Below are 16,950 nucleotides of genomic sequence, written 5' to 3'. Positions count from 1 at the left end.
CGTGCCGGTCTCGGTGAACATCGAAGAAGTGCGCAAGCCTGAAGTCGATGCTCAACTGATCGCCGACTCGATCACGCAGCAGCTGGAAAAGCGCATCATGTTCCGCCGCGCCATGAAGCGCGCGATGCAGAACGCCATGCGTCTGGGCGCCCAAGGCATCAAGATCATGTCCGGCGGCCGTCTGAACGGCATCGAAATCGCCCGTACCGAGTGGTACCGTGAAGGCCGTGTGCCCCTGCACACCCTGCGCGCCGACATCGATTACGGCTTCTCCGAAGCCCACACCACCTACGGTGTGATCGGTGTGAAGGTGTGGGTCTACCGCGGTGACCGTCTGGCCAATGGCGAGGCTCCCGTGCTCAAGGGTGACGATCGTGAAGACGACCGTCGCAACCGTCGCGGCCCCCGTGGCGATCGCCCCAATGACCGTCGTGGTCCTGGCGCCGGTCGTGGTGGTCCTGGCCGTGGCGCGCCCCGTGCTGATGGTGCTCCGAGCGATGGCAGCGACAAGCCTGCCGTGGCCGCTGACACCACCGGTGCCAAGCGTGTTCGCAAGGCTGCTCCCGCAGCCGAGGCGAAAGGAGAATAAACATGTTGCAACCTAATCGTCGCAAGTTCCGCAAGGAACACAAGGGCCGCAACACCGGTGTGGCCACGCGCGGTGCAACCGTTGCGTTCGGCGACTTCGGCCTGAAGGCCACCGAACGTGGTCGCATCACCGCTCGTCAGATCGAAGCCGCACGTCGTGCGATTTCGCGTCACGTCAAGCGCGGTGGCCGCATCTGGATCCGTGTGTTCCCGGACAAGCCGATTTCGAACAAGCCGGCTGAAGTCCGTATGGGTAACGGTAAGGGTAACGTCGAGTACTACGTCGCGGAAATCACTCCCGGCAAGGTTCTCTACGAGATCCACGGCGTGCCCGAAGCACTCGCTCGCGAAGCGTTCACGCTGGCAGCTGCCAAGCTGCCGCTGAGCACCACGTTCGTGTCCCGCCAGTTTGGCATCTGATAGGCGCTAGGAGAAAGCTATGGCGAAAGCCTCTGAACTGCGCGCCAAGGATGTGGCCGCACTGGAAACCGAAATCAAGGACCTGCTGAAGTCTCACTTCAACATGCGCATGCAACGTGCGACCCAGCAGCTCAACGACCACTCGGCTCTGAAGAAGACCCGTCGCGACATCGCTCGCGCTCGTACGATTCTGACCGAGAAGAAGCAAGGAGCCGCCAAATGACGGAAGCTCAAACCAAGACCAAGGTCACCCGTACCCTGGTTGGTAAGGTCGTGTCCGACGCCCGAGCCAAGACGGTGACCGTGCAGGTCGAACGTCGTTCGAAGCACGAGCTGTACGGCAAGATCGTTGCGCACTCGCGCAAGTACCATGCTCACGATGAGAACAATGAGTTCCACATCGGCGACGTGGTCGAGATCACCGAAAGCCGTCCTCTGTCCAAGACCAAGAACTGGGTCGTGACCCGTCTGGTCGAGAAGGCTCAAGCGGTCTGATGATCAGGGTGTGACGTTCGCGTCATGCCTCCCAAAACCGGCTGTCCAGGAAACTGGCAGCCGGTTTTTTTTGGGCGTTCGCGAAGGCGACGTGATCGTGGGTCGAGGCACCCCGATGCGGGCGGGGTGATCTGGGCACCCCTCGCACCTGTGCGGGCGCCTGCCCGCATACTCACGCCCGGTATCGTGATCAACAACGGAGCACAGCATGATCAAGGTTGGAGATAAGCTGCCTGGCGGCACACTGTATGAATATCTGGATGTTGAGGGTGAGGGCTGCAGCATCGGCCCCAACCCGGTGGACATCGCCACGGCGGTGGCTGGCAAGACCGTGGCCATCTTTGGCCTGCCCGGCGCCTTCACGCCCACCTGCTCGGCCCAGCATGCGCCGGGCTTCATCGACGCCTACGAGCAGTTCAAGGCCGCTGGCGTGGACGAGATCTGGTGTGTCTCGGTCAACGACGCCTTCGTGATGGGGGCCTGGGGCCGTGAACTCAAGGCCGCGGGCAAGGTGCGCATGATGGCCGATGGCAGCGCGGATTTCGCCAAGGCCACGGGCCTGACGCTGGACCTGAGCGCCAAGGGCCTGGGCCTGCGCTCAGGGCGTTACGCCATGCTGGTCAAGGACGGCGTGGTCACGCAGTTGAACGACGAGCAAGGCGGTGGCTATGCGGTCAGCGACGCACAGACCCTGCTCAAGCAGATCCAGGGCTGACGCCCACCGCGCCAAGGCGTGATCAGCGCAGCGCACCTGCGCGGCTGATCACGGCCTGATGGACTTCCGGGCGCCAGCCCAGCAGAAAGCCCAGTTCGGCCACCACAAAGAGCGGGCCGATGGCCAGGCCGATGAGGTCATCGACAAAGGCGGGCTTTCTGCCTTCGAAATAGTGGCCCAGGAACTGGATGATCCAGCCCACCAGGAACAGTCCCAGCCCCCAGGCCAGCCAGTGCAGCACGCTGCCTTGGGCCAGGCTGCTGCCTTCCGTGCAGGCCAGCGCCAGCAGGCCCGACATGACGAGTCCGTAGCGCAGATCCAGTCGCAGGTAGAACACCGCCATCACGGCGCTGACCAGCGCGGCCACGGTGAGCTCCATCCCTGCGCTGCCAATGGGCAGGGACAGCACGCTCCAGCGCGACAGCAGGGTGGCAACGGACAGCACAATCATGGGGATGCCAACAAAGTGGGTCCACACATTGCGCTGGTCGCGGTGGTAGCTGGCATATTGAGCCAGTTGATCGGTCAGGGATTTCATGGGCAGTCACTCCAAACTGGTTGGATGGTAGCAAGTCCGCTCGCCTCCAGTTGTCGCGAAACGGACGCTTGGGACGCGCGCCTGCAGGCCTGACCCGGGTTCAGTAATGCGGCGGCAATTCGTCACGCAAACTGCGAAACGGCGCACTGCCTTCATCGGGGCCTTGCTGCCGCAGCTCCCGCAGTTCTCGCAGCAGGAGGTCGATCTGTTGTTGCTGGCGGATCACGATCTCGTTGAGGTGATCGACCAGATCTTCGGTGAAGCCGGACTTGATCTCGAGCTCGGTCAGTCGTTGTTCGATGTCGTGTGAGGTGCTCATGGCGCTATTGGACGTCAATTTGAGGCGATTGACCATGAAGGCGGGCGTTGATCGAGCGTTCAGGCGCCGCCGGGCTGGCTCACACTGATGGGCGATGCCGCCTGTGTGCGGCCCCTGCCCTTGGCGATGGAGGTGGCTGGTGAGCCCCATGAACCGTTTGAGCCGTTCCGTCCTGCACACCTGGCTGGCCACCGCACCTTTGTGGCTGCTGGCGGCCTGTGCGGAATTGCATGTGCGCAATGTCTCGCCGAGCCCTCACGCCCCCGCGTACGAGCTCAGAGGCCCCAGCGTGGCGCATGTTCAGGCTGAGGTGTCTCGTCTGTGTCCGCATGGACACGAGGTGCTGCGTCAGTCGGAGCGCCAGACTCGGGTCGCGGGCGACCACATGGCGGCGCGCTGGTGGAACCGCGCTGCAGCATGGCTGGACGACGACGACACCCAGGTGCAGATGGCCGTGGCGTGCAAGGCTGCGCCCACGCCCACGCCCACGCCCACGCCGTGACCTGCGGCTAGCGTGCGATCGCGCTCAGGATGGCTCGCAACAACTGCCAGGTCCGCGCAACCGAGGCCACGTCCACCGCCTCTCCCGGCGCGTGTGCTCCCCGGATGGTGGGCCCAAAGGACACCATGTCCATGTCGGGGTAAGTGGCGCCGATGATGCCGCACTCCAGTCCCGCGTGGATGACCTGGACCGTGGACGCCTGAGCAAACTCGTCCAGGTAGACCTGCTGGCAGGTGGCCAGCAGGGGAGAGTGGGGGTTGGGGGTCCAGCCCGGGTAGGCCCCGGAACACTCTGCCCGGGTGCCCGACAGGGCCCAGAGGCTCACGATTTCGTCGGCCAGCGCACGGCTGCCACTGTCCAGCAAGGAGCGCACCATGAAATTGCAGTGTCCGCCTTCGGGGCCGAGGTCCACCATGCCCAGGTTGTTCGAGGTCTCGACCACACCGGCGACCTGCTGACTCATGCGCTTGACGCCGTGTGGCGCCGCGTGCAGGGTGTTCAGCCAGAGGGCCTGCTCTGCCAGGGTCAGGGTCTGGTCGGCCTCGCAGGCCTCCACGGTCAGGCTGAGATCCGGCTCCACGCCCACCAGTTCTCGGCGCAACAGCTGTTGCCACAGCGCCAGCCCCGCAGGCAGTGCCGCCGCATGTTCCTCCGGGATGGCGATGACGGCGCTGGCCTCGCGGGGCAAGGCATTGCGGGCCGTGCCTCCGCGCAACTCGATCAGGCGCAAGCCAGTGCGCTGCTGCAGATCCCACAGCACCCGCACCAGCAACTTGATCGCATTGCCTCGCTCCTCGTGGATGTTGACGCCGGAGTGACCGCCTCGCAGCCCGCGCAGATGCAGGCGATGCACGCGGTGACCCTTCGGCACCGCCTCGGCGGCCGCGGGGCGCTGGACGTTGACATCCAGACCGCCGGCGCAGCCCAGATAGAACTCGCCCCACTCCTCGGTGTCCAGATTGAGCAGCAGGCGCCCTTGCAGCAGTCCCCCTTGCAGGCCGTGTGCCCCGCCCATGCCGGCTTCTTCGTCAACGGTGAACAGGGCCTCCAGCGGCCCGTGTGGGAGGGTGTCATCCTCCAGGGCGGCCAGGATCAGGGCCACGCCGATGCCATTGTCGGCGCCCAGGGTGGTGTGTTCGGCGCGCAGCCAGCCCTCCTGCAGAACCGGGCGGATGGGGTCACGGCTGAAGTCGTGGCTGCTGTCGCTGTTCTTCTGGCAGACCATGTCCAGATGCCCTTGCAGCACGACGCCGGGGGCGTGTTCATGCCCGGGGCTGGCCGGCTTGCGCACCAGCAGATTGCCGGCGCCATCCACCTCGGTGGACAGGCTGCGTTGCGTGGCCCATTGCCGCAGGTGATCGCGCAGTGCGCCCTCCTGCTTGGAGGGGCGGGGGATGCGGCACAGCGTGGCGAAATGCGACCACACGATGGCCGGGGTCAGGGTGGCAAAAGGCAGGTCTTCGCGGGACATCGGGGAGGGCTTGGCGTGATGGGGGATGGCCTATGGTACGGCGGGGCGCGACAATATCGGCCATGACTGTGATGAAGACCCCTGAACTGCTCCTGCCCGCCGGCTCGCTCGACAAGATGCGTGCGGCCTATGACTTTGGTGCCGATGCCGTCTACGCGGGCCAGCCCCGCTACAGCCTGCGAGCGCGCAACAACGAGTTCCGCCTGGAGCAGTTGCAGCAGGGCATCGACGAGGCCCGTGCACGGGGCAAGAAGTTCTACGTCACCAGCAACTTGCTGCCTCACAACGACAAGGTGCGCACCTATCTGCGCGACATCGAACCTGTGATCGCCATGCGCCCGGATGGCTTGATCATGGCCGATCCGGGTTTGATCATGATGGTGCGGGAGACATGGCCGGAGGTGGCCGTGCACCTGTCCGTGCAGGCCAATACGGTCAACCATGCCGCCGTGAAGTTCTGGCACCGCATGGGCCTCAAGCGCATCATCCTGTCGCGTGAGCTGAGTCTGGACGAGATCGCTCAGATCCGTCAGGAATGCCCCGAGATCGAACTCGAAGTCTTCGTGCACGGTGCGCTGTGCATTGCCTACTCCGGGCGATGCCTGCTGTCGGGTTATTTCAACCGCCGCGACTCCAATCAGGGCACCTGCACCAATGCCTGCCGCTGGAGCTACAAGACCCACGCGGGCACGGATGACACGGACACGGGCGAGGCGCAGGCCCTGCGACTGGAGGGCGATTTCAACTTCGAGCAGGAGCAAGGCCAGGCTGCGGACAGCTTCTCGGCCTGTGGCGATGTGGCGCGTCACCCGCTGGCCGATCGCGTGTATCTGCTGGAGGAGTCCGAGCGCCCCGGTGAGCTCATGCCCATCATGGAAGACGAGCATGGCACCTACATCATGAACTCCAAGGATCTGCGGGCCGTGGAGCATGTGGAGCGCCTGGTGCGCATCGGGGTGGATTCACTCAAGGTGGAGGGACGCACCAAGTCCCTGTACTACGTGGCGCGTGTGGCCCAGGTCTACCGCCGTGCCATCGACGACGCGGCGGCGGGGCGCGCCTTCAATCCTGATCTGCTGCTGCAGCTGGAAGGACTGGCCAACCGGGGCTATACCGGCGGCTTCCTGGAGCGTCATCCTGCACAGGATTATCAGAACTACATCACCGGACACTCGGAGTTCCAGCGCAGTCAGTTCGTGGGCGAGGTCAAGGCCCTGGCGGGGGGCTGGGCCGAGGTCGAAGTCAAGAACCGTTTCCAGGTGGGCGACACGCTGGAGGTCATCCATCCGGGCGGCAATCAGGTGCTGACGCTGGAGACGATGCGCGATCTGGAGGGGGAGGCCATCGAGGTGGCGCCAGGCAGCCCCTGGCGGGTGCGCATCCCCTTGCAGGAGCGCTTTGCGGGCGCCTTGCTGGCACGCCGCCTGAAGGCGGACTGAGCCTGCAAGGGCGGCGTCAACGCAGGGCGATGGGCCGGGACATGGCCCTGCCTGCGTTGGGCGCCTGAAGGCGAAGGGATCAGCCCTTCTTGGCCTTCTTGGCCGGAGCGGCGGCCTTCTTGGCAGGCTTGGCAGCGGGCTTGGCATCCGCAGCCTTGGCGGCCTTGCGAGCCGCAGCCTTGGGATCCACGGCGGCCTTGAAGGTGGCGCCAGGAGTGAACTTGGGCAGCTTGGCTGCGGCGATCTTGATCTTCTCGCCGGTGCTGGGGTTCACGCCCGAACGTGCGGCACGTGCGTGCTGCTTGAAGGAACCGAAGCCGGGGATGGTCACGGCGTCGTTCTTCTTGACGGCGGTCACGATGGTGTCCAGCAGCGTTTCCAGAACGCGGCCTGCTTCGGCCTTGGACAGTTGGTGCTTGTCAGCCAGTTGCTGAATCAGATCGGTTTTATTCATGATGTGGTCATGTGGCTATACCCACACGGTGTGGGCCTTCTGATTGTGCACCGGTTGTGCACCCGTTCTGACCCGCAGGGACCCGATGAGATGGGTCGGATGGCGATCAGAGGGTCTTTTTCGCTTCTTCACGCACCGCCAGCGGGGTCAGACCTGTCCAGCGACGCACAGCGCGGTGGAAGGAGCTGGGCTCGGCATAGCCGACGCGCTGGGCCACTTCGGCCAGGGGCATGTCGGTGTGGCGTAGGTGGCTGAGGGCCTGCTCCTTACGCACCTGCTCGACCAGATCCTTGAAGCTCAGACCCTGCTCGGCCAGACGCCGCTGTAGTTGCCGCATGGAGGGGCCGGTGTCGGCGTGCCCTGGGGTGGCCAGTTGCTGCGCCATGCTCTCCAGGGTGGGGACGCTGCCCTCACGCAGGCTCAGCACGATGCGCTGTGAGAGCAAGGCCACGACTTCATCGCCACGGTGCTGGATGGCCTGCCACTGACTGCTGGCCAGCGAGGACATCAGGCCGTGGACCTGGGGGTCGGCATTGGGGTTGGCCCAGTCCAGCCAGTCCGCAGGGAAGACTTCGCGGCAATCCGGGGTGTCAAAGCGCACAGGTCCGCCCAGGAACTGCTGCAAAGGGGTGGGGTCGACAGGGGGCGGGCACGGCAGATCGATGCGCAGCGGTGACATGACCCGACCCGACACCCAGCGCGCGAACGCCAGGCGTGCCGCCACAAAGAAGATCCAGAAGCCTGTGTCGCGAGGCACGGGCCCCAGCAACTCGTGGCGTGTCTCCAGCAAGGAGGCCGTGACCTGGTGGTGGCCCCGGATTTCATTGCACAGCAGCGCTTGCATCTGCTCGAACATGGCCAGACCGACGCGCCCTTCGGTGCAGCTCATCAAGGCATAGCCCAGGGCTCCCATGTGCGCGGGCCGCACGAAGCAGCCAATGCGCAGTGACACCAGCGGGTCGTTGCACAGGCGTGCAGCGATGTGGATCACGTGCGCCAGGGTCTGCGACGGCACCCGTTCGCTGGGGTCGCTCAACTGGGCATCGTTCAGCCCGAAGGCTTCGTACAGGGGGGCGGTCTCGATGCCTTGCGCCTGCACGTAGTCGACCACCACGCGCACGAACAGCGCGCTGAAGCCGGGTTGTGGAAGACGGGGTGCGTTCATCAGGCGTGCATGTTAGCGCGCCCTCCGCCCACGCCAGGCTCCACGGTCAATGCGCTGGTGTGTGCTGACAGTGACGCGGGGCGTGTCATTGCCCACCATGGCGCCATACCGTTGCATTGATGAAAGGGTCCCGATGTCCACTGCCCAGGCGATGTTTGAAGACGTTGTGCCTTCGTCCCCTCCCCGGCGCCATGGGGCCGATCTGCCCACCACCCGCCGCATCGCCCGCGGATTGCGCCTGAGCATTCGCGGCGATTGCGAACCGTCGCCCGCGCAATGGCAGGCCCTGGGCATGGCCTTGTGGCGTGGTGATCCCCTCGCCGACGAAGTCGTGGCCTGGCTGCACAGCGAAGGCATGAACTCGGCGCGACCCAAGCTGGAGCGTGCGATTGAGCAGGGTCTGGCGGCCGTGCCCGATGCGCCACCGGCCCTGCGTCGCTTCATCGAGGCGGTGGAGCGCACGCCCGCCTGGGTCGATCCGGACCTGCTGGCCGCGGGGGCGCGCTTCATCCACAGCACCGGGCGCTACGGCATGCTGGTGCTGCGCGATGCCGGCCTGATGGCGGGCTATCAGGCCGGCGCCATCAATCAGACCCTGGTGATGACAGGCTCCCTGCAGCGCGGGGCTCAGCGGCGTGTGGCCGAGACGACCTCGTGGTGGATCGACTGCACCAGCGAAGGTGGTCTGGCACGCCATGCGCCCGGTTTCAAGACGACCTTGCGCGTGCGGGTGATGCATGCGCTGGTGCGTCAGAATGTGCGCCAGCGACCGCAGTGGGATGCGCAGGCGCTGGGGCTGCCCATCAATCAGGTGGACATGCAGGCCACGTATCTGGGTTTCAGTGTGGTGCACCTGCTGGCCCTGAAGGTGACCGGGGTGGTGGTGCCGGACGCCGATGCGCGCGCGATGATGCACTTGTGGCGCTACATCGGCTGGTTGATGGGGGTGGAAGAGGGCTTGCTCTATGACGATGAGATGGCCGGGCGCATTGGCCTGTACCACAACGTCATCAGCCAGGCCCCTCCCGATGAGTCGAGCGTGGCCCTGGGGCGCGCCTTGATGGACGAGCCTCTGCAGCGACACTACCCCTGGGGCGGCGCCTGGGTGGGCCGCTTCAACAAGCAGCGACATCTGAGTGTGGCGCGACTGTTTGTGGGGCGGCAGGGCATGCGCCATCTGGGCCTGCCGCCGACGCTGCCCTGGTATCCGGCCCTGACGTTCGGGCCGCGCCTGCTGTGGACGGGCCTGCATCGGCTGGTGCCTGGGGCTTACCAGCATCTGGTGCGCGGTGGACGTCGGCGACAAGTGGCCTATTTGCCCATCATGTTTGGAAATCATCAACCGGGTGTCGCGGGGCACTAGCCGACCCGTCGCGGGCGCTGCTAGCATGAAGCCATCGTCATCGCGACGGCTGGAGATCATCATGCGCGTGGGTGTGCCCAGAGAGATCAAGGTGCAGGAGTTCCGCGTGGGGCTGGTGCCCTCGGCGGTGCGAGAGCTGGTGCTGCAGGGTCACGAGGTGCTGGTCGAGACCGGCGCGGGCGAGGGCATCGGGGCGTCGGATGCCGACTATGCGGCGGCGGGCGCGGTGATCGCCGCCGATGCGGCCCAGGTGTTCGCCGCTGCCGAGCTGATCGTCAAGGTCAAGGAGCCTCAGGCCGCCGAGCGGCGTCTGCTGCGCGATGGGCAGATCCTGTTCACCTACCTGCACCTGGCGCCAGACCCCGAGCAAACGCGTGAGCTCATTGCCAGCGGCGCCACCTGCATCGCCTATGAAACCGTGACCTCGCCTGCAGGGGGCCTGCCCTTGCTGGCGCCGATGTCCGAGGTGGCAGGACGCCTGTCCATCATGGCCGGGGCGCAGTCGCTGCTGAGACATCAGGGTGGCTGCGGCGTCTTGCTGGGCGGGGTGCCCGGTGTGACGCCGGCTCAGGTGGTGATCCTGGGAGGCGGCGTGGTGGGCATGCACGCGGCGTCCATGGCGCAAGGCCTGGGTGCCCGCGTGGTGGTCATCGACCGCAGCCTGGACGTCTTGCGTCGTCTGTGGGCACAGTTCGGTCATGCCGTGCAAACTGTCTACGCCACGCGTGATGCGATCGAGCAGCACTGCATGCAGGCCGATCTGGTCATTGGCGGGGTGCTGGTGCCGGGCGCGGCCGCTCCCAAGCTGGTGACGCGGGATCTGGTCCGGCGGATGAGGCCGGGATCGGTCATCGTGGATGTGGCCATCGACCAGGGCGGATGTTGCGAGACCTCGCATGCCACCACCCACGACGATCCCGTCTTTGTGGTCGATGGCGTGGTGCACTATTGCGTGGCCAACATGCCGGGGGCCGTGCCGCGCACGTCGGCCCATGCGCTGGGTCATGCCACGCTGCCCTTCGTGCTGGCGCTGGCCGCCAAAGGGCGACAGGCGCTGCGGGAGGATCCCCATCTGCTGCGCGGGCTCAATGTGCACCGCGGACAGATCACGCATCCCGGTGTGGCCCAGGCGCTGGATCTGCCCTTGATGGATCCTCTGGCCGCACTGTCGGCGTGAGCGGAGCCACCCATCTGGGCGAGATCGTGCATTCCGGTGGAGAGTCGCTTGCGCGCGGGCCCTCCGCTCGTGCTACATTTCTACGCATGCACATGGCAAGCTTTTATTTTTGGCACTTTGAACTCCCGCTGAACACCGGCGCAGGAGTGGCCAACGCTTGAAGCAGCCACTGAACATCCTGAAGACCGCCGGAGTCCCCGGCGGTTTTTTTTCGACCCGAGCCCACCCTCTTCCCTTCATCCTTCGAGAGAGCCCACGATGAGCAAGTCCAGCGCCTCCGCCGGTTATGAACCGCCTGCCGACAGAACGTCCAGCACGGATGACCAACGGATCAAGAACGTGACCCCCCTGCCCCCGCCGGAGCACCTCATCCGCTTCTTCCCGATCCGCGGCACGCCGGTGGAAACACTGGTCTCGGGCACACGCAAGGCCATCCGCAAGATCATGACGGGCAAGGACGATCGCCTGCTGGTCATCATTGGCCCCTGCTCCATCCATGATCCGGCGGCGGCCATCGAGTACGCCCGCAAGCTGGTGACCCAGCGCGAGAAGTACGCCGACACGCTGGAAGTGGTCATGCGCGTGTACTTCGAGAAGCCCCGCACCACCGTGGGCTGGAAGGGTCTGATCAACGATCCCTACCTGGACGAGAGCTACAAGATCGACGAAGGTCTGCGCATGGCCCGTCATCTGCTGCTGGAGATCAACCGCCTGGGCATGCCGGCCGGCAGCGAGTTCCTGGACGTGATCTCGCCGCAGTACATCGGCGACCTCATCAGCTGGGGCGCCATCGGTGCGCGCACGACTGAGAGCCAGATCCACCGTGAACTGTCCTCGGGCATCAGCGCGCCCATTGGCTTCAAGAACGGCACGGATGGCAACATCAAGATCGCCACCGATGCCATCCAGGCGGCGGCGCGCCCTCACCACTTCCTGTCGGTGCACAAGAATGGCCAGGTCGCCATCGTCGAGACGGCCGGCAATCCGGACTGTCACGTCATCCTGCGTGGGGGCAAGGCGCCCAACTACGATGCCGCCAGCGTCGACGCCGCCTGCAAGGATCTGGAGGCTGCCAAGCTGCGTCCCTCGCTGATGGTCGACTTCTCGCACGCTAACAGCTCCAAGCAGCACGAGCGTCAGGTCGTCGTGGCCGAGGACATCGCCGAACAGGTGCGCGGCGGGTCGGACAAGGTCTTCGGTGTCATGGTGGAGAGCCACCTGTGCGCCGGTGCCCAGAAGTTCACTCCGGGCAAGGACGATCCCGCCAAGCTGGCTTATGGCCAGAGCATCACCGATGCCTGCATCGGCTGGGACGACTCCGAGAAGGTACTGCAGATCCTGTCGGACGCCGTCAAGGCGCGCCGCAAGGCTTGATGCCGCCCCTGCACACAGGGGGGTGGGCTTGCCGAGGCGCATCGTTGTCGCTTAGGGTGTCATGAACATGGAGACGCCTCAAGCCACCCCCCTGGTGCTGTTGATCGATGACCACGCCTTGTTCCGCACGGGCTTGCGTCTGCTGCTGGCCGATCACTGGCCGCAGGCTGTCCTGCGAGAGGCCGATTCGCTGGATCAGGTGCTGGCGGAGCCGGACTGGCCCCGGCCCGATCTGATCGTGCTGGATCTGCACCTGCCCGGCATGGATGGCATGACGGGGTTCAAGGCCCTGCGGAGCCATCTGGGGCCGGTCCCCGTGGTGGTGGTGTCATCTTTTGGCGACGAGACCATGATGCGGCGCGTGCGTGAGCAGGGTGCCGCCGGTTTTCTCACCAAGTCCGTGTCGGCCGATGTGCTGGCCGAGGGCTTGCGTCGAGTCTGGCAAGGCCAGTCGGTCTGGATCGGGCAGGCGGGCACCTCTGCTGTGACAGGGGGGCTGAGCCTGGAGACCGCAGCCGGTGAGCCGGGGGGCTGGACGCCGTCGCCCTTGCAGCGGCGCATGCTGACCCTGTGGCCGTCTCACCGCTCCAACAAGGCGTTGAGCCGGGCCTTGAACATGAGCGAGCAGCAGGTGCGCGCCGAAATGTCGACCGTGATGGAGCGCCTGGGTGTCATCAGCCGGGAGGCGGCCCTGAAGGCGGCGACGAAGCTGGGGTGGATCGAGCCCGGGGAGGCCACGTCGCCTCAGTCGCTCGAGAAAGGACGCCTGTTGTGAACGTCTGGCAACGCTGGCGCGGGGCCTTCCACTTTGACGAGCCGCGCCTTCTGGCCTCCCAGGTGGCCCTGATCCATCGCAATCTGCCGTTGGCCATGCTGGCGTCCGCACTGGTGGGCGCCATCATGTCGGCCATGCACTACTACATGAGCCGTGATCCGTATGTGCTCGGCTGGGGTGTGTGTGCGATTGTGGTCAGCGTGCTGGGCTGGCGGATCGGGCAGCGGAATCTGAGCCCCGGCCATGAGCTGCAGATGCAGCGGCAGGCCCGTCTATTGCAGGTCGCTGCGGTGCTCATGGGGAGCACCTGGGGGGCGCTGGCCTGGTTCTTCATGCGCACCGAGGTGCCCCACACCACCAACCTGGTGCTGGGGGCCACCGCAGGGCTCAACTCCGGTGGCATGGTGCTGTTCGCGCCGGCCTGGCCCTTGTCGGTGGCCTATCTGCTGACCACGATTCCGCCGGCCATCTTCAGTCTGCTGGCCTCTCCCAACCCCCACGATCAGACCCTGGGTGTGGCTGTGCTGATCTACTTGGTGGTGATGCTGGTCTTTTCGTACCACGCAGCCCGGTCGGTGCGCGAGTCCATCGAGCTGCGCTTCGAGAATGCCGATCTGGTAGGACGCCTGAGGGATCAGACCCAGCGGGCGTTCAATGCGCGGCAGGTGGCCGAGGAGGCCCTCATCGAGGCTGAGTCGGCCAACCGCGCCAAGGTGGTGTTCATGGCGGCCGCCAGTCACGATCTGCGCCAGCCCTTGCATGCGCTGGGACTGTTTGCCAGCACCTTGCGGCGCACCTATCTCTCGCCGCAGCAACGCGGGTTGCTGGATCAGATCGATCACTCCGCCGAGGCCGCCCGCGACATGCTGGGTACCTTGCTGGATTTCTCCAAGGTGGATGCGGGCGTGGTGACGCCCCACCCGCAGCCCTTCGCACTGCAGCCCATGCTGCACCATCTGGAGCAGGAGTTCGCGCCCCAGGCGGCTGCCATCGGGCTGGTTTATCGCACACACGACACCAAGGCCGTTGTGCTGGCGGATGCGGCCCTGGTCGAGCGCATCCTGCGCAACCTCATCAGCAATGCCCTGCGCTATACCGAGCGTGGCGGCATCCTGGTGGGCGTGCGTCGGCGGGGCGTGCTGGCGGTGGTGGAGGTGTGGGACACCGGCGTGGGCATCGAAGCCGGGCAGCACGAGGCCATCTTCCGTGAGTTCCACCAACTGGGCAATCCGGAGCGTGACCGCCGCAAGGGCCTGGGGCTGGGGCTGGCGATCGTCGAGGGTCTGGCGCGCGCCATGAGCGTGTCGGTGACCCTGGCGTCGGTGCCTGGTCGGGGTTCCGTGTTCCGTCTCACCTTGCCTCTGAGCCAGGAGGCGGTGCTGGACATGGCGCGACCCCTCCCCGATGGCTCGGATCTGGCCGGTGCCCGCGTGCTGGTCATCGACGATGACGAGGGCGTGCGCGCGGCCATGGCCGAGCTGCTCACAAGCTGGGGCGCCTGGTGCGAGGTGGTCGAGTCCGCCGAAGATGCCTTGGCCCTGATGGCGCGTTTCACGCCTCAGGTCATCGTGGCCGATTACCGCTTGCGGGGGCACCGCCACGGGCGCGAAGCCATCGAAATGGTGCGTGCCCAGGCCGGGCAGGAAATCCCGGCTGTGCTGGTCACCGGGGACACCGCGGCGGACCGCTTGCGTGAGGCTCAGGCCAGTGGTCTGCCTTTGCTGCACAAACCGGTGCCGTCCGCGCAGTTGCATGAAGCCCTGCTGGAGCTGCTGCGCGGCGATGTGCTCAGCAATCGTCAGTGGGGGACGACGGGCGTCGGCCCTGCATCAGCAGCAGACTGAGCGCCAGGGCGCCGAGCCACCAGCCCTGCCCCCCGACACCGAAATGGTCCAGCATCCATCCGCTGACCAGGGGGCCCAGGGCCCCGCCGGCCGTGTAGCCGGCGATCATGGCCGAGGTGCCTGCCAGGGCCGACGTGTCCGCAAAATCATGGGCCACGCGGATCATGCTGAGCGTGTAGAGGGCCCCGCCCACCGCACCCCAGACCACGGCACACACCCAGATCAGCACGGGCCAATGTGCAGCCTGCACGAAGGCCAGCGCACTCAGCAGCAGCAGCGCCGCCCCCGAGGCAAAGAGGTGGCGTGAGCGGACGTGGTCGGCCAACCAGCCCGTGGGGTATTGCAGGATGAAGCTGCCGATGCCCACCGCCCCGGCGATTGAAGTAGCGGCCGCCAGGTTGAGGCCGATCTGCGAGCCATAGGCCGTGGTGATCGAGCCCAGGCCGACCTCGAACACCCCGCCCACCACGGCCGCCCAGCCCAGGGCGGGCCGAAAGCGCCAGGCCGACAGCAGGCTCATGTGGGCCTGATCGACATGGCTGGCACGCAGGTGGCGCACGGCGGGGCTCAGGGTCAGTGCCAGACCTGCCGCCAGCCCCAGCGCCGCCAGGACATTGGCCATCACGGGGCTCAGGCGCAACAGGCCGGGCAGCAGGGGGCCCACGGCCATGGCCGCACCCAGCAGGGTCTGGTAGAGCCCCGTCAGGCGCCCTCGGTGGCTGGGTGGCACGTTGTGCGCGATCAGGCCTTCCGTGGCGTTCCAGGCGGCGGCGGCCCCCATGCCGGCCATCAGGCCCAGCACGCACCACACCCCATAGTGGTCCGTGAGCAGGTAGCCGAGGCAGGCCACCAGCTCCAGCGCCAGCCCCAGGCGGTAAGCCTGCCCCACGCCGATGCGCGCAAACAGGGCGGGCACGATGGGCACCAGCAGAGCCACGGCCACGAAGGGCAGCATGGCGACGATGCCGATGGCCGTGCTGCTGGCGCCCGCCTGTTGCAGGCGCACGGCCAGCACCGGGTTGAGCAGGCTGTAGCTCAGCACCACCAGGGTGGTGCCCAGCATCACGCGCCCCAGGCCGGCGGGCAGTTGCTTGAAAATCGCGGCGGTGTTCAGTTCAGCCAGCCTTTGCGACGGAAATACAGGAAGGGCGTGATGGCCGAGGCGATCATCACGATCACCGCAAACGGATAGCCCCAGCGCCAGTTCAGCTCGGGCATGGCGTTGAAGTTCATGCCGTAGATGCTGGCGATCAGCGTCGGGGGCAGGAAGGCGACGGAGGCCACCGAGAAGATCTTGATGATCTTGTTCTGATTGATGTTGATGAAACCGACCGTGGCGTCCATCAGGAAGTTGATCTTGTCGAACAGGAAGGCCGTGTGGCTGTCGAGTGAATCGATGTCGCGCAGGATCTGGCGGGCTTCTTCGAATTGCTCGGCGCTCAGCATGCGCGCGCGCATCATGAAGCTCACGGCGCGGCGGGTGTCCATCACATTGCGCCGGATGCGGCCGTTCAAGTCTTCCTGGCGGGCGATGGCGGCCAGCGCTTCGGCGGCGGCCTGGTCATGGACCTCGTCCTGCAGCACGCGCTTGCTGACCTTTTCCAGGTCGTCGTAGATGCCCTCCAGCGTGTCGGCCGAGTACTCCGCATCGGCGTCGTACAGCTTGAGCAGCACGTCCTTGGCATCCTCGATCAGGGCGGGGATGCGGCGCGCGCGCATGCGCAGCAGGCGGAACACCGGCAGGTCTTCCTTGTGGATCGAGAACAGCACGTTGTTGTGCAGGATGAAGGCCACGCGCACGTTGCGCGGGGTCTCGTCGTCGTCGATCAGGAAGTCGGAGCGGATGTGGATGGCGCCGTCTTCTTCATAAAAACGCGCGGATTCTTCCAGGTCATCGTCGATGATGTCCTGGGGAATGACGAGGTTGAAGCGCAGGGCGATCCAGCCTTTTTCTTCCGGGGTCGGGTCTTCGAGGTCGACCCAGACCGGGTTGACCGGCGGCAGATCGGCCAGTTGGTCGATTTCTTCCTGGAACAGCCGGCCGTTGGCCAGCGTGAAGACGTTGAGCATGGAAACTCCAGCACGTGGGCGCCAGACCGCATCAGGCCTGAGCGCGCTCACAGGGTCGAAAGGGGGTGAGGTGTGTACCGCCCCCTCCCGCAGGACAGGCCCGCGCGGCGGCCCTGATCGTCAGGGGCTGGCCGGGGCCTGAGTCACCGGGCTCCACACCCTCATCAAGCTCGGGGCGGGTTGACCTGGTGGCTGGAGTGGGCGGTCACCGAGGGTGACTGTCCAAGGTGATGGCTCCAAA

The 16,950-nt window shown here is 65.9% G+C and carries 19 protein-coding genes; 12 read left to right on the top strand and 7 right to left on the bottom strand.

All coding sequences use genetic code 11. The features are described from left to right. From rpsC to VFW84_RS13910, 5 genes are all read left to right on the top strand, one after another. Positions 1 to 589 (top strand): 30S ribosomal protein S3 (gene rpsC / locus VFW84_RS13930; RefSeq protein WP_329681063.1); only part of this gene is annotated, 589 nt, incomplete at its 5' end. A 2-nt stretch (positions 590 to 591) separates the two neighbouring features. Continuing rightward, positions 592 to 1,008 (top strand): 50S ribosomal protein L16, encoded by a 417-nt coding sequence (gene rplP / locus VFW84_RS13925; protein WP_329681062.1) that lies wholly within the window; start codon positions 592 to 594, stop codon positions 1,006 to 1,008. Positions 1,009 to 1,027: 19 nt separating this feature from the next. Beyond that, entirely contained in the window at positions 1,028 to 1,231 is a 204-nt protein-coding gene (rpmC, locus tag VFW84_RS13920; protein ID WP_329681061.1) for a 50S ribosomal protein L29, read from the top strand. Further along, positions 1,228 to 1,503 carry a 30S ribosomal protein S17 gene (gene rpsQ, locus VFW84_RS13915; RefSeq protein ID WP_329681060.1) on the top strand — a complete coding sequence of 92 codons (276 nt, stop codon included), beginning with the start codon at positions 1,228 to 1,230 and terminating at the stop codon, positions 1,501 to 1,503. The genes rpmC and rpsQ overlap by 4 nt, the downstream gene beginning before the upstream one ends. 208 nt (positions 1,504 to 1,711) lie before the next feature. Next, positions 1,712 to 2,218, top strand: a complete 507-nt coding sequence (locus tag VFW84_RS13910; RefSeq protein WP_329681059.1) for a peroxiredoxin — start codon at positions 1,712 to 1,714, stop codon at positions 2,216 to 2,218. Between the two features lie 22 nt (positions 2,219 to 2,240). Here the strand turns inward: VFW84_RS13910 and VFW84_RS13905 are convergent, their stop codons facing one another. Together VFW84_RS13905 and VFW84_RS13900 are read right to left on the bottom strand one after the other, a co-directional pair. Continuing rightward, the gene (locus VFW84_RS13905) at positions 2,241 to 2,756 is read right to left on the bottom strand and encodes a DUF962 domain-containing protein (protein WP_329681058.1); all 516 of its coding nucleotides are present in this window, start codon (positions 2,754 to 2,756) and stop codon (positions 2,241 to 2,243) included. A gap of 100 nt (positions 2,757 to 2,856) precedes the next feature. Beyond that, positions 2,857 to 3,075 (bottom strand): SlyX family protein, encoded by a 219-nt coding sequence (locus tag VFW84_RS13900; RefSeq protein ID WP_329681057.1) that lies wholly within the window; start codon positions 3,073 to 3,075, stop codon positions 2,857 to 2,859. 148 nt (positions 3,076 to 3,223) lie between these two features. On the opposite strand from VFW84_RS13900, the gene VFW84_RS13895 reads away from it, so the two are divergent. Beyond that, entirely contained in the window at positions 3,224 to 3,577 is a 354-nt protein-coding gene (locus VFW84_RS13895; protein ID WP_329681056.1) for a hypothetical protein, read from the top strand. A gap of 7 nt (positions 3,578 to 3,584) precedes the next feature. Here VFW84_RS13895 and VFW84_RS13890 read toward each other — a convergent pair whose 3' ends face one another. Beyond that, entirely contained in the window at positions 3,585 to 5,048 is a 1,464-nt protein-coding gene (locus VFW84_RS13890) for an aminoacyl-histidine dipeptidase (RefSeq protein WP_329681055.1), read from the bottom strand. 62 nt (positions 5,049 to 5,110) lie between these two features. On the opposite strand from VFW84_RS13890, the gene yegQ reads away from it, so the two are divergent. Next, the gene (gene yegQ, locus VFW84_RS13885; protein ID WP_329681054.1) at positions 5,111 to 6,487 is read left to right on the top strand and encodes a tRNA 5-hydroxyuridine modification protein YegQ; all 1,377 of its coding nucleotides are present in this window, start codon (positions 5,111 to 5,113) and stop codon (positions 6,485 to 6,487) included. A gap of 79 nt (positions 6,488 to 6,566) precedes the next feature. Here the strand turns inward: yegQ and VFW84_RS13880 are convergent, their stop codons facing one another. Continuing rightward, on the bottom strand, positions 6,567 to 6,941 hold the full coding sequence (locus VFW84_RS13880) for an HU family DNA-binding protein (RefSeq protein WP_329681053.1): 375 nt from the start codon (positions 6,939 to 6,941) through the stop codon (positions 6,567 to 6,569). 106 nt (positions 6,942 to 7,047) lie between these two features. Next, on the bottom strand, positions 7,048 to 8,106 hold the full coding sequence (locus VFW84_RS13875) for an AraC family transcriptional regulator (protein ID WP_329681052.1): 1,059 nt from the start codon (positions 8,104 to 8,106) through the stop codon (positions 7,048 to 7,050). A gap of 151 nt (positions 8,107 to 8,257) precedes the next feature. Between VFW84_RS13875 and VFW84_RS13870 the strand changes: the two genes are divergently transcribed. The 5 genes from VFW84_RS13870 to VFW84_RS13850 all read left to right on the top strand — a co-directional run bounded on the left by VFW84_RS13870 (position 8,258) and on the right by VFW84_RS13850 (position 14,639). After that, on the top strand, positions 8,258 to 9,469 hold the full coding sequence (locus tag VFW84_RS13870; RefSeq protein WP_329681051.1) for an oxygenase MpaB family protein: 1,212 nt from the start codon (positions 8,258 to 8,260) through the stop codon (positions 9,467 to 9,469). Between the two features lie 61 nt (positions 9,470 to 9,530). Beyond that, positions 9,531 to 10,646, top strand: a complete 1,116-nt coding sequence (gene ald, locus VFW84_RS13865) for an alanine dehydrogenase (protein WP_329681064.1) — start codon at positions 9,531 to 9,533, stop codon at positions 10,644 to 10,646. Positions 10,647 to 10,904: 258 nt separating this feature from the next. Then, on the top strand, positions 10,905 to 12,020 hold the full coding sequence (locus VFW84_RS13860; RefSeq protein ID WP_329681050.1) for a 3-deoxy-7-phosphoheptulonate synthase: 1,116 nt from the start codon (positions 10,905 to 10,907) through the stop codon (positions 12,018 to 12,020). A 67-nt stretch (positions 12,021 to 12,087) separates the two neighbouring features. Beyond that, positions 12,088 to 12,795: a response regulator transcription factor gene (locus tag VFW84_RS13855; RefSeq protein ID WP_329681049.1), complete on the top strand. Its 708-nt coding sequence runs from the start codon at positions 12,088 to 12,090 to the stop codon at positions 12,793 to 12,795. Further along, on the top strand, positions 12,792 to 14,639 hold the full coding sequence (locus VFW84_RS13850) for a hybrid sensor histidine kinase/response regulator (protein WP_329681048.1): 1,848 nt from the start codon (positions 12,792 to 12,794) through the stop codon (positions 14,637 to 14,639). The genes VFW84_RS13855 and VFW84_RS13850 overlap by 4 nt, the downstream gene beginning before the upstream one ends. On the opposite strand, the gene VFW84_RS13845 is transcribed toward VFW84_RS13850, so the two are convergent. Continuing rightward, positions 14,584 to 15,702, bottom strand: a complete 1,119-nt coding sequence (locus VFW84_RS13845; RefSeq protein ID WP_329681047.1) for an MFS transporter — start codon at positions 15,700 to 15,702, stop codon at positions 14,584 to 14,586. The two genes, VFW84_RS13850 and VFW84_RS13845, sit on opposite strands and share 56 nt — an antisense overlap. 47 nt (positions 15,703 to 15,749) lie before the next feature. Continuing rightward, complete coding sequence (corA, locus tag VFW84_RS13840; RefSeq protein ID WP_329681046.1) at positions 15,750 to 16,709, bottom strand: magnesium/cobalt transporter CorA; 960 nt, start codon at positions 16,707 to 16,709, stop codon at positions 15,750 to 15,752. Positions 16,710 to 16,950 lie beyond the last annotated feature (241 nt).

It is taken from the genome of Aquabacterium sp., from assembly GCF_036279655.1.
Classification (GTDB): domain Bacteria; phylum Pseudomonadota; class Gammaproteobacteria; order Burkholderiales; family Burkholderiaceae_C; genus Aquabacterium.
Note: the sequence above shows the minus strand (reverse complement) of the source record. Positions and strands in the feature narration are given on the sequence as shown.